This window comes from Paenibacillus sp. J22TS3 (genome assembly GCF_018403205.1).
Lineage (GTDB): Bacteria > Bacillota > Bacilli > Paenibacillales > Paenibacillaceae > Fontibacillus > Fontibacillus tuaregi.
The window spans coordinates 244,376-257,779 of record NZ_BOSF01000005.1 but is presented as its reverse complement, the minus strand read 5'-3'; the positions used below and the strand labels follow the sequence as shown (position 1 = coordinate 257,779).

Below are 13,404 nucleotides of genomic sequence, written 5' to 3'. Positions count from 1 at the left end.
TGATGCCGAAACATTTTGTTATTGTTGGAGGCGGGGTTGCCGCCGTTCATGCTGCCAAAGCGATACGTGATCAAGACGGGGAAGCCGAAATATCAATCCTTGGGGAAGAAAGCCATCTCCCTTACAATCGGATCAAGCTGACCAAAGGACTGTTTACCGACCTGCACAGCGAGAAAGTGCTGATCAAGAAGGAGAAATGGTATCAAGCTAATCGGATTATCGTGAGGACTTCAACCCGGGTTGTTTCGATCCACCCCGACCGTCAAGTCGTAGAAACCGCTGATGGACAGAGTTTAAGTTATCACAAGCTCTTGTTGTGTATGGGAGCTAAGAACAGGGCGCTCGGTATTAAGGGAGACGGCCTAGGTAATGTTCACACCATCCGGGACATGATCGATGCTGACAGGCTTAAGGAAGGTCTCCGGCAGGGCAGTCGCGTTGTTGTCATCGGTGGGGGAGTGCAGGGACTCGAAACAAGTTGGGCCCTGCATGAAGCAGGTTATGAGGTTACTGTGATCGAAGCTTCTCAGCGCCTGATGGCCCGGCAGCTCGACGAGAGATCCTCGGATCATCTTAGGGAGGTCATGGAACGTAACGGTGTAAAGGTTATTCTGCAAGCTGGTGTCGCTCTTATTGATGGAGTAGAGTCAGTGACCGGAATTATGCTGGATAATCAGACTTACCTTCCTTGTGATCACGTTGTCTACTCCATCGGTATTGTGCCCAATACTTCGCTGGCAGCTGAAACGGGCATACAGGTCGGAAAGGGCATTACCGTAAATAACAAGATGGAAACAAGTGCTCCACATATATATGCCGCAGGCGATGTCGCTGAATTTGACGGGCGCGTGGAAGGGCTGTGGGCAGGAGCTATCGAGCAGGGCCGGATTGCAGGCAGCAATATGGCTGCCGAGGGAACGATTTACCGTAGAGCTGTGCCGGTTACCCTGTTTAATGCTTTTGGAATTTCCTTATTCTCCATAGGCCATGTTGATGAGCAGCAGTGTGACTTCAGGATATCTGGAGAGAAAAACGGAGCATACACGTGTCTTTATGTGAAAAATAACACAATGGTTGGTGCCATATCGTGGGAAGGGGCAGCTGCTTCTCTGGTGTATAAAACAGCCATTGAGCAAGAGTTCATCTTTTCGGGGATTAATTTAGGAGCAGATAGCAGTATTGAAGAAATCATGAACGAAGTGCAGGTCAGATTAAGCTATATAAAATGAAATGCCCATTGAAATCTATTTCAAGGATTTCGGAGACAACAGGGGTCGTAAGAACACTTGGCATCGCAGCGCCCGAATAGGGTAACCTGCATAAGTTCATTTTATAAAAACCAACAATTTTAGGGGAGATGATTGTGATGAAAAAATACATCTGCGAACCATGTGGTTATATCTATGATCCGGCAATCGGAGATCCCGACGAAGATGTACCCGCAGGCACAGCATTTGAAGAGCTGCCTGAGGATTGGGTATGTCCAGTCTGTGGTGAGGATCAAAGCCACTTTGCACCGATTGAGGATAAGTGATTTACCACGGTCTAAACGGAAATAGGATATTTATTTTATTACATTCAATACGAACAACAGGGGGGAACGTTATGCATGAGCATTCCTGCGAGCACGCTGCTGAGCCATGTACCCGAAAGGTACCGATTTTTGCCGCATTGACCGATGACGACCTCTCCCGGATCAGTGTCATGATTAAACACCGCAAGTTTGCCAAGGGCCAGCCGTTAATTCTGGAAGGGGAGCCATCGGATACGCTGCATATTATTCAGCGGGGTCATGTTAAATTATCGAAAATGACTCCTGAGGGCAAGGAACAAATTCTGCACGTCCTGACCAATGGGGATTTTTTTGGGGAACTGAGCATTTTTAATAGCGACGAGCTTAGCAACTTTAATGCCTATGCGCTGAATGACACGAACATCTGCATGTTGACCCGATCCGATATGGAGCAGCTGATGACAGAGAACCCGGAAATTTCAGTCAGAATTCTGAAGAGTGTAACCAAAAGACTGGCCCATACGGAGAATCTGGCACAAAGTCTTGCGACCAAAGATCCTGAGATACGCATAGCCTATATGATCATGGAGCTCAGCGACAAATACGGTAAGCTGCGCAGCGGTGATATTCATATTGACCTCCCCCTGTCCCGTGAAGGAATAGCTAATTATGTTGGGGTGACTAGGGAAACCATCAGCAGGAAATTTTCAAAGTTTGAGCAGTTGGGGCTTATCAAGCTGGTTGGGAACAAGAAAATGATTCTTAAGGATCCCTCTGGTATGGAGAAAATTTATGAGGGATTAGATTAAGCCGTGCAATCATGGGAGGTGGCTAATATGGATCAGTTCACATTTGAAGATATGGGCTCCATTACTAGAGAACAACTAGGTAATCAAGTTCCGCTTGAGTTGTTCCGGACGATTCGTCTTATCGGCTTGTATCAGGGATTACCTATGGGAGGAAAGGGCACAACCCTGACGGTTGGCCGAAAGATTGGCGAAAGCCTTCCTGTGGACAGCTTGGAAGAGTTAATGCGGCTGCTGCAGCAGCTGAAAATCGGGATTCCAAGAATATTGGAGACAAGAGAAGGCTTCATTAAAATGGGCATGGATGATTGCTTTTGCAAGGGATTACCCATAATTGAAGAGAAGATGGTATGTGATTTGGAAGGGGCCGTAATGGAAGGGGCATTAAGTCGAATCTGGAACACTAGGGTCAGTGTGAGGGAAACAAAGTGTAACGTAAGTGGGCATCCGCATTGTGAGTATGAGATCCGTTACTAGGGGTCATAGCGAAATTAACAACGTTTGACTTTTGGTATTATGGCTATAGAAATAGAAGAGAAGGATACAATATATGAACGGAGGAATCGATTTATGGAAAAGAAAATGCTGGTGGATTACACAGAATTTCGCGAGGACTCTTTTACAAAAAAGGTACTGTTTAAGCAAGAGGATAGTGTGGTATTTACCTTGCACTTTAATCCAGGACAATCCTTGCCAAGCCACAAACATCCGGGAACAGATGTATTTATTCTCGTTCTTGACGGATCGGGTCAAGTGACTGTAGATGGAAACCAAGTTGCAATGGCTAAAGGCGATGTTATTCGCGTAGAAGGCGATGAATCCTTCTCTTTTACAAATATAAGCAGTGAAAAAACAAGTCTTTATGTTGTCTTGACGAAGCTTCCTGATGAACGATATGCACAAAATGTATAGGATAAATCATATTAATGCCGCGGAAACGCGGTTTTTTTTATTTCTAAGAACAATGTGTCAGATTGCCGCCGCATACTCAAATTTATTTTAGCTATGATACAAAAAGTGTGAAAAATATCAAAGAAATTTGAAGAAGAAACTTGCAGAATAATATAAAAGATTCTATAAATACGAATATAGCAATTAATGTAAAATTAAAGTGAATTCTATTTAATAAAAGAAATTATGTATTTTTAATGTATTTCCTCCCGAATATTAGTTTTATGTGAGAAATTATGGTAATATTGGTTATAGAAGAATTCGATTTGAAATTACACCAAATCTACTATAAGACATAACATTTTTATCTGGCGGAGGGATCCAATGTCAAATGATATTGATTTTTCAGATAAAAAGACAGATATCGCAATTATAGGTGTTTCTATAAGATTACCAAGTGTCAGAAATGTAGAGCAATTTTGGGATTTCATTAAGAATGGTGAGGAAGTACTTTCAGATGTTTCTGGATTGAATGAAGAATCACTGAAGGGAAACTCCGGGAATCGCAGGCAATTTATTCAGACGAACAGCAATATCCAAGGGATAGAGTATTTTGATAACTCTTTTTTCAATATTAACGCCTCAGAGGCTTCTTGGATGGACCCGCAGCATCGCTTGTTCTTGGAACTTGCATGGGAAGCTTTGGAATCAGCCGGTTACGCAGATAGTGGCAGGAGAGATATCACAGGGGTTTATGCGGGTGTATATGCCAACTACTATTCTATGTTTCATCTTCTTCCACACTTGAATAACGCACAAGCCGCCATGAACTTGCAAATACAGATTGCTAGCGAGAAGGACCATGTGGCCACAATGACGGCATACAAGCTTGGACTTACCGGGCCAACACTCAACATTCAATCCGCGTGTTCAAGTTCTCTGGCGGCAGTACATATGGCTTGTGAAAGTTTATTGACCTATTCCAGTGACATGATGGTGTGCGGGGCGGCGACCCTCAGCATTCCGCAGCTCGCAGGCTACGAATATCAGGATAACGGATTGCTTTCCTCGGATGGTCATCTTAGAGCTTTTGACGCCTCGGCAACCGGAACTATATATAGTGATGGAGCCGGTTGTGTTGTACTTAAGAGATTTACAGAGGCATGGGAGGATGGAGATACGATTTATGGTGTGATCAAAGGGTCCGCTATAAATAATGACGGCTCGCAAAAGGCAGGTTTTGCCGCTCCGTCCGTAAACGGCCAAATTGAGGTTATCGAAAGAGCGATGATGGTCGCAGGGATTCGTCCTGATCAAATCGGCTATCTGGAGGCGCATGGAACGGGAACGCCGATGGGCGATTCCATGGAGCTTGAGGCTTTGCATGAGGTGTTTGGCAAAAGCACGTCAGAAAGCGCTTTCTGCTCGCTTGGATCAGCCAAATCCAACTTTGGCCATACGGGGCCAGCAGCAGGAGTGATCGGGCTGATTAAGACGGTAATGGCGCTGAAGGAGAAGATCCTTCCTCCAGCGATCAACATTGAAATACCTAACGACCGTCTTGCTACGGGAAGCAGCCCGTTTTATTTAAATCCAATCCCACTCGAATGGCACGCCAATTCGTCTAGATATGCGGGTGTAAGTTCATTTGGTCTTGGCGGGACGAATGTTCATGTTATCGTCGAGGAGCCACCAAAGGCTATTTCATCTGCGCCGGTACGGAAATCTATGCTCTATGTTGTTTCTGCGAAAACGCCGGAAGCACTCCGCAGGCACAAGGACGAGATACAGACCGCTCTCAATTCCGTCTCTGACAAGCACTTGGCGGATGCGGCTTATACACTCCAGACCGGACGCAAAGTCTTTGAACATCGAGGGTTCTTTATTGCTTCTACGAACGACCGTCTTTCCAATTTAAAAGAAACGAAATTTTATACGAATAAATCCAAGGATGTAGTGCCAAATCTGCAGTTTAACTTCCCGGACCTCACGGAAGAAATGGGAAATAACGATATCAGGCGAGTTCGGGAGGATCCTCAATTTCATGAGGATTGGACTGAAGTTGAGAAGAGGGTAAGTCAGGCATTACAGCCAGAGTTCGTCTTAATTGATGCAGCAGCCTGGGATGATATTCAAGCAGCATTAAGTACTTTTATTATGCAAATAGTTATATCCCGGATGTGGCGTCGTATGGGTATTTCCCCGTCATTTTATGAAGGAAGAGGAGCCGGTTTGTATGCCGCTGCGGCAGAATCTGGCTGGTTGAAGCTCGAGGATGCTGCCTATCTATATGTTTGTTATGTGCAGGCGCGGCGGCTCAAGGTTACAGATCAGGAAGCCTGGGTAGATCGTTACCATGGCCGGACGGCTAAGCTTAATGTGGGGTTTCCTCCCGGTTCGTTGGTCTGGACGGCTGCTAATCCTCGTGAAGATCAGAGCCAAGTGGATTGGGGAGAGCAATTCGGCTCAGAACTGCTCTTACAATTTTTGGATGATTCGCTACAGACCATATTAAGCAATGAGCAGTCAAGCGAAATAGTAAAGTTGGTTGTGGGACCTAGTCCATCCATTTCAGGTGTAGATATACCCGAAACGTCCCAAGTAACCGAAACCGCGGCAGAAGATATATGGGACAGGATTAATTATTGCCTGGGCTGGCTCTGGATAGAGGGTTATCCCATTAATTGGCCGGCTTATTATGGACAGGAGAAGCGCCTTCGGATTCCCTTGCCTACATACCCATTTGAGAGGGTTCGATGCTGGGTGGAGCCGGAGCTTGACCGGGAATTTAACGCTGCCGCGAAGCCGGCTGCTGAACAAGTTCCCTTGGCACCCCTCAAGCTGTCAGCAGCGGAGCTTACCGGATACAAGGAGCCCCGAAGCGGGACAGAGAGGGTTCTGGTTCATATTTGGGAGAAGCATCTTGGTGTCACCCCAATAGGGATACAGGACAATTTTTACGAGCTCGGCGGCAATTCGCTTCTAGCTGCATCTTTGAACGCAAACGTGAACGAAATATTTAATGTAGATATCGGGTTGGAAGTATTCCTTGGGCATCAATCCATCGAAGAATTAGCTGAAGTGATAGAATCCTTTTTTATGGAATCCATTCCTCTGAAAGGTGGCTAATCATATGCTAGTGGACAAGCCGGTTGTATATCGTTTGTGTCACCCTCAAAAAAGAATTTGGTATAACGAGCAGTTCTATCCCCAAACAGCTGTAAATCACATTGGCGGGTGTGTCCGCATATTGGGCCCGTTGAATTTTAAAGCTTTGGAGGCAGCGATCCATTCCGTGATCCAGGCTCATGACGGCCTGCGGCTTCAGCTCCAGCCTCATGATGAAGAGCCAGTTCAATATGTTGCTGCTTATAACCGAGAAGCACTGCCTTTTTACGATTTCTCGATACATCCGAATCCTAAGACCGCATATGATGCATGGGTAACAGCGGAATCGCAAGCTGCGTATAATCTCTATCATTCACCGCTTTATCACATAGCAATGTTCAGCTTGGGAGAGCAGGACAATGGTTTTTTGATCAGAGCTCATCATATCGTATGTGATGGGTGGTCGATGGATGTTCTGACCAAGCATATCTTGAACCGCTACCAATTGATCTGGACACAGGATGCACCTGAACCGGAAGCTCCCCAGCCATCTTATGTGAAATACTTCGATATGGAGAAGGAGTATTTGCAATCAGAGCGCTGCAAGAAGAATCGCCTATATTGGGAAGAGAAGTTTGCCAAGCTGCCTGAGCCGTTATTTGAACAAACGCCCCGTAACCCTTCAGGGAAACGATTAACCCGTTTGTTGGATAAAGAGGCAGTCACACGGCTGAAGGATGCCGCCGACAAGCACCAGGTGTCCTTTCCTATTTTCCTGGGAGCTGCATTCGGAATATTGCTGTCCCGCTACTATCAGAAGGATGAAGTCGTTCTGTCGATGCCCATTGCCAACCGGAATCCCATTACCAAGGCCACGGTAGGCATGTTCACGGATAATCTTCCTTTAACGATTCAGGTCAAAGAGAATATGCCGCTGCATAAATTTCTACGAAACACCAAGCGGGAATACATGCATAATTTGGGCAACCGGAAATATCCGTATGATCTGCTGGCAAGGCAGCTCCAACTTCGGAAGAAAGGCCGCTCTGCCTTGGCCCAAGCCTCATTTAACTACTATAATACACATCTCAGGACAAGCTTGGGGGATTCCTTGATTATCAATGAGGAGTTCTATTCGGGTGAGCAGGCTTATCCGCTGCAGCTGATGGTTAAAGATTGGTCGGATGATGGCACCCTCCTGTTCAGCTTGGATTATCAGACAGGTCTGATTCAAGATTTCGAAGCTGAGTCCTTGCTGGGCTCCATGCTGCAATTGTTATCAGCGATGGCATCCAGTCCAGATTCCTGGATTCATACGCTTCCGCTCCTGGACAAGCCGCAGTGGGAAGCCGCAGTGGAGCGATATAACAGTCAATCCGCCCATTTCTACGACGAGAATCTTACGGTGTTGGATCTATTTAGGGTTCAAGCGCGTAAACATCCAGGGCATATTGCAGTCAGTTGGGATGAGGGGGAAATGACCTACGGCGAGTTATGGGAGAAGGTGCATCTTGTATCCTCAGTGCTCGCGGCCAAGCTGAATATTCAATCTGGTGCAGCGCCGGTTGCCATTCGTATGAGCCATTCCCCGGAATTGATCATCGCCATCTGGGCTGTTATCAAGGCGGGAGCTGCTTTTGTGCCGATTGCAATAGATACCCCCCGTTCCAGGGTTGAATATATTCTTCGGGATTCGGAAGCCGTGTATATGCTATCGGATGAAGATGCCGAGGAATGGGGCGTTCCCGTTATTCATATTCCAGCACTACTCAGCCGGTTAGACAATCGGGAAGAACTGCCCAAGGTTGTCCCATCTGGATGCAGCGTGTTTGATCCTGCTTACATTATTTACACATCAGGTTCTACCGGAGAACCCAAAGGGGTTAGGATACGTCACCTCAGCCTCGCCAATTATATTACTTGGGCGGGCTCGGTCTATCCGAAATCTGATGATGATGTCTTCGCTTTTTATTCCTCACTATCTTTTGATTTGACGCTTACTTCCCTGTTTGTTCCTTTGACGAGCGGGAGGCAGCTTAGAATTTATCCTCCAAGAAATCATGAATATACTTTAAGCCGTATTCTTCAAGAGAACAAAGCAACTGTAATTAAGTTAACACCCTCACACCTTGCATTGCTGCCTGACCGTCAGCATCCTAATGCCGTTTTGCATACACTTATCGTTGGTGGTGAGAGTCTGAAGACAAGCCTTGCTGCGAGAATTCAAGAGAGATTCGGGCCTTCACTGTCTATTTATAACGAGTATGGTCCGACCGAAGCGACCGTAGGCTGCATGGTACATCTGTTCAACTCAGTAAGCGACCAGGATTCAGCAGTTCCTATCGGCATACCTGCGGCAAATGCAAATCTGTACGTTCTTGACAAGTATCAGCAAATGCTGCCTCCCGGAGCTGTGGGGGAATTGTATATATCCGGCTGCGGCGTAGCTGATGGGTATATCCACCAGCATGAATTAACGGCAGAACGGTTTCTTCCAGACCCTTTCAAGGAAGGCAGCAGGATGTACCGTACCGGTGACCGGGTGCGGCTCGGTGAAGGTTACCTGATGCATTATTTAGGACGCCATGACGATCAGGTGAAGATCAGAGGATACCGGATCGAACCGGCGGAAATCGAACATGCCATACTCGGACTGGGTGGAATCCGGGATGCTGTAGTGTTCACAGCGGGGGAGGACCAACATGCCGAGCTGCTTGCATGGGTGGTTAGCGGTGAAGAGGAGGCTGCTGGAATCAGGCAAGAGCTTCTTGGCAAGCTGCCTGCATTCATGATACCGGATCGGATTATAGCTGTCTCCGAAATTCCCCTTACCTCGAACGGAAAAGCTGACAAGCAGCAGCTGCTCCAAATGGTCCATGGTGGGCAGAGGACCTGGGAAAGCAGGTATGAAGCTTCAACCTATTCAGACCATCTATTGTCAGCGATAAGAACCGTGCTGGAGAATGATCAGATTGGGCTTGAAGAACAATTTTTCCAGCTTGGAGGGGACTCCATAAAGGCTATTCAAGTGTCCAGTCTCTTAAAAAGCCAGGGACTTGATCTGAACCCTGCTGTGATATTGGATTATCCCTTAATCAAAGATATGCTGCCCCATTTAAAGCAGGATTTCTGCACGGAAGAGCAAGGACCCGCTGAAGGCGAGGTGGTGCCTGCTCCGATTCAGTCCTGGTTCCTCGACCAGCAATTCGAGAATCCGGATTATTATCTCCAGTCCATCATGCTGGAGGTTGCGGACGGAATTTCGGCCGGTGTTCTTGCCGATGGATTGAAAACCCTGATTCGGCATCATGATTCTCTTCGTTTGTACTATGATGCTGAACGTAAGAAGCTTTTCTATAACAATAATCTCCCATTGGATGATTTCACTATAGAAGTTATGCAGGTGAATGCTCAATCCAAGGAAGAGCAGGACATTGAGCTTGAGCAAAAATTAACGTCGTTCAAAGGGCAAATCCGGTTATCCGATCCCACTTCACCCCTCATCAAGACGTGTCTTATCCTGTATCCGGGTCGTAAACGCCGTCTGCTGCTTGCTGCCCACCATCTTTGCATTGATGGGGTATCCTGGAGAATTCTGCTGGAGGATCTTGAGCGTCTGATCGGCACACGCCAGCCGCTGCCTCCGAAGACGACTTCATTCCAGCGTTGGTCCAAGGCGCTTGTCGAGCGTTCCCTGCCAATATTCCAATCCGAAATTGATTGGTGGAGGCATAACGGTGAAGGTGAGACGCCGCCGTTACCGAAGACAGATGGATATCAGAAGCCTTTCAGAAGCGGGTGCTGTAAGCAAAAGATATCTTTTAACACGGAAGATACTACTGCGATTCTTCGGGGACATTCAGACATGACTGCCGCTGAGCTGATGCAGGTTTCGCTGGTGATGGCCTGGCATGATGCGTTCCCGTGCAAAGAATTGACAATGTGGTTGGAAGGACACGGCAGGGAGGCTTTGTTTGCCGATCTGAACATATCTCGAACCGTTGGATGGTTTACCAGTCTGTACCCAGTGAAATTCGAGCTCGAATCAGTCCGGGGAGAGTACGAAACAAGCCGTTCAATCCTTCGCCGATTGAAGCAAGTCCCTCATAGAGGGGTGGGTTATGGCGTCCTAGCCTATTCCCTGAATCAGATTCCCCTAGCAGAACCTCAAATTGTGTTCAACTATCTGGGTGAGTTTTCGCAGCTGGAGGAGGGGATTTTCAGGATTGTAAATGAAGCCTCCGGACCTGATGTTGCACCAGAGAATCATTTCCCGTTTCTCTTGGAAATGAACGCTATTGTGATGAACAGACAGCTTCAAATCGAACTCACGTATTCCCCTGCTTCCTTGGACGCGGACCGTATGGAACAGTTGGTCTGCAGCTACCAATCGAAGCTGCTGAATCTTCTGCAGGAACAGGATCATTTGAGTGAGGAAGAGTTCAGGTTGACGCCGGACGATTTTGATGCGGTAGATCTGACACAACAGGAACTGGACACATTATTCAAGTAAAAGGGGGAACGGGATGAGTCTTCGACGTGTCTTCATACCGCTTCTGGTCTTTATATGTACGGTATTCCCTTTAACGGGTGCAGCTGACGCGGCCGAGCTTGATAGGCCAACAATCGATAATTATGTCACTTCGATGATGGATAAGGACAACCTTCCGGGCGTTTCTGTTGCCATCGTAAATGGCAGCGAATCGTACACTCAAGGTTACGGTTTCTCCGATCTGGCTGCCGGACGGAAGGTTACCCCGTATACGCTGTTTGAACTTGGATCAAACAGCAAGGCATTTACTGCGTTAGGAATTCTACTGCTCACGGAGCAAGGGAAGATTGATCTCAAAGCGCCCGTAACCCGTTATCTTCCCTGGACCGAATGGAAATTCGGGCAAGAAAAGGTTGAACCGACGGTGGAAGACTTCTTACACCAGACAAGTGGAATGGGCAGTAATTCTATTGCTCTGATCCCACCTTCCAATCACGACAAGGCTTTGGCGGATACTGTGCGGAATCTTGCGGCTCAACCCTTGTGGTATAAGCCGGGAGAACAGTTCTTATATTCAACTGGAAATTATGACGTGCTTGGCGCTGTTATTGAGGCGGTTAGCGGCCAGTCCTACGAATCTTTCATGGCCTCGCAAGTGATTAAGCCACTGGGATTAGACCATACCTATGCGGGAACCGCGGCTCTGCCTCCGGATGTCAAGCTGTCAAGCGGGTACAAGCTGGGCTTCACCGGAAACCGTCAATATAATGCTCCAACTTACCGGGGCAATATACCGGCGGGGTACATTCTATCCAATGCAACGGACATGGCTCAGTGGCTGAAAAATCAGCTTGGGCAGCCAGAAGGTGTTCCGGAATCGCTAAGGCGTGCAGTTAAACAGTCTCATGCGCCTGACAACAGGGTGAGAGCAACCTTGACCGAGCCCTATGACTCTCCGTTTCGATATGGCGGCGGATGGCTCGTATTCGATCAGGCTAGACAGCCTTATTTGTCTCACAGTGGGAACAATCCCAATTTCTCATCCTATGTCATTCTTGATCCAAATCAGAAGATCGGGATCGCTGTGATGGGAAACCGGAATTCAACTTATACCTATGCCATAGCCCAAGGGCTGCGTGATTTGCTTACGGGCAAGCAGCCAGTTGGAGCGTATCAGGACACAACAACATCCGTTAATTTAGGAGCAACAATTGTATTTATTATCGCTGATCTGCTATGCATCTGGATGCTTTACAGAACACTCAAAGTTTTATTCGCGATTCGCCGGGGCAGACGGTCCTTTGCCGGACACTCAGCAGGGGTATATTTGAAATCGGTGTTATGGGCTTTCCTTGGCATCGTCATACTTGGTGCCGCATGGTATATTCCTCAGCAGTTGTTTTGGGGGTACTCCTGGCCATTTATTATCGTATGGGCTCCCTTTACGGTTCTCCCAGCGATGATTTCTGTGGGCGTAACCGCAATATTGTTCGCGGGCTTGCGGATTACTTCCACCTTGTTCCCAAGAAAACACAACGATCGGCCTGCCAACCTGCCGGTATGACGTAACTTTTTAGAAGGAGGAGATGGTTTAATGCGAATCGGCAATATCCCCGATATTCAGAATTTCAAGATGTTGTTGGACCAGTCCAGGGAGAAGGGACTTATAACGGCTTGGGAGCTTCCTTACGAGCAGCTCTTGACCCGGCTGCAGGCGGCTATCTTTTTCTTCAATTCAGCTTCACAAGATGTTCCGAGCGAACTGTATTCGTTATTTGCTGAGTATCCTGGCCTTACTATTCAACGCAATGAAGGGACCATGTCTTCAATGGATTATCAAATTTCATTTCAATAGGAAGGTGTCAAGAGGGGGGCCAGTATGAAGATTAGACTGTTTACGATTCCTTATTCCGGAAGCTCAGCATCCATCTATTTGAGTTGGAAGCGCCTGCTGCCCGATCAGGTTGAGGTTGTTCCCTTGGAACTGCCGGGGAGAGGCAAACGATTCGGAAGCAAATTATGTCAAAGCATGTTGGAGCTTATTGAAGATTTGTACTCCCATATCCAGAATCAATTGGACGGGCAGCCGTATGCGGTATTCGGGCACAGCCTAGGCGGACTGGTTGCTTATGAGCTATGCGTGAAATTAATGGAGAACGGGCATCCCCTGCCGATGCACTTGTTCTTGTCAGGATGCAATCCGCCGCATCTGCGTTATGGCGAGGAGAACCTTCATACGCTTCCAGATGCGCTTTTTCTTCAGGAGATTGCTAAGCTGGGAGGCATTACCCCGGAATTACAAGTCAATCCGGAAGTCATGAGAGTCTTCGTCCCAATTATCAAGTCGGATTATAAAATCTATGAATTGTATGCAGGGAAGGGAACAGCGGTTAAGCTGCCTATCGACTTTTCTGTCCTGGCAGGAAAGAACGACCCGCTCATGCCGGTAGAAAGCGGAAGAGAGTGGAAGAAATACACCAAAGGCTCTTTCAGAATGACCGAGATGGAGGGCGGACACTTTTTTATTCATGACCAGCTGGACCATGTAATTAACGCAGTGGAGAGTGCACTTATTGTCCATAAGTGAGGAGGAC

The 13,404-nt window shown here is 47.3% G+C and carries 10 protein-coding genes; all 10 read left to right on the top strand.

Features of this window, described 5'->3' with window-relative positions; all coding sequences use genetic code 11:
- The first annotated feature begins 2 nt into the window (after window positions 1-2).
- The 10 genes from KJS63_RS17420 (at window position 3) to KJS63_RS17375 (ending at window position 13,397) form a co-directional block, all read left to right on the top strand.
- Window positions 3-1,229: an NAD(P)/FAD-dependent oxidoreductase gene (locus tag KJS63_RS17420; protein ID WP_213620278.1), complete on the top strand. Its 1,227-nt coding sequence runs from the start codon at window positions 3-5 to the stop codon at window positions 1,227-1,229.
- Window positions 1,230-1,366: 137 nt separating this feature from the next.
- Entirely contained in the window at window positions 1,367-1,534 is a 168-nt protein-coding gene (gene rd / locus KJS63_RS17415; RefSeq protein ID WP_213620277.1) for a rubredoxin, read from the top strand.
- 71 nt (window positions 1,535-1,605) lie between these two features.
- Window positions 1,606-2,322, top strand: a complete 717-nt coding sequence (locus KJS63_RS17410) for a Crp/Fnr family transcriptional regulator (protein WP_213620276.1) — start codon at window positions 1,606-1,608, stop codon at window positions 2,320-2,322.
- Between the two features lie 27 nt (window positions 2,323-2,349).
- Window positions 2,350-2,796, top strand: a complete 447-nt coding sequence (locus KJS63_RS17405) for a V4R domain-containing protein (protein WP_213620275.1) — start codon at window positions 2,350-2,352, stop codon at window positions 2,794-2,796.
- Window positions 2,797-2,889: 93 nt separating this feature from the next.
- Complete coding sequence (locus KJS63_RS17400; RefSeq protein ID WP_213620274.1) at window positions 2,890-3,231, top strand: cupin domain-containing protein; 342 nt, start codon at window positions 2,890-2,892, stop codon at window positions 3,229-3,231.
- A gap of 363 nt (window positions 3,232-3,594) precedes the next feature.
- Entirely contained in the window at window positions 3,595-6,339 is a 2,745-nt protein-coding gene (locus KJS63_RS17395) for a type I polyketide synthase (RefSeq protein WP_213620273.1), read from the top strand.
- 4 nt (window positions 6,340-6,343) lie between these two features.
- Entirely contained in the window at window positions 6,344-10,831 is a 4,488-nt protein-coding gene (locus KJS63_RS17390) for a non-ribosomal peptide synthetase (RefSeq protein WP_213620272.1), read from the top strand.
- Window positions 10,832-10,844: 13 nt separating this feature from the next.
- Complete coding sequence (locus KJS63_RS17385) at window positions 10,845-12,374, top strand: serine hydrolase domain-containing protein (RefSeq protein WP_213620271.1); 1,530 nt, start codon at window positions 10,845-10,847, stop codon at window positions 12,372-12,374.
- 30 nt (window positions 12,375-12,404) lie between these two features.
- A complete protein-coding gene (locus KJS63_RS17380) occupies window positions 12,405-12,665 on the top strand; it encodes a hypothetical protein (protein WP_213620270.1) in 261 nt (86 codons plus the stop codon).
- A gap of 24 nt (window positions 12,666-12,689) precedes the next feature.
- Window positions 12,690-13,397, top strand: a complete 708-nt coding sequence (locus KJS63_RS17375; protein ID WP_213620269.1) for a thioesterase II family protein — start codon at window positions 12,690-12,692, stop codon at window positions 13,395-13,397.
- Window positions 13,398-13,404 lie beyond the last annotated feature (7 nt).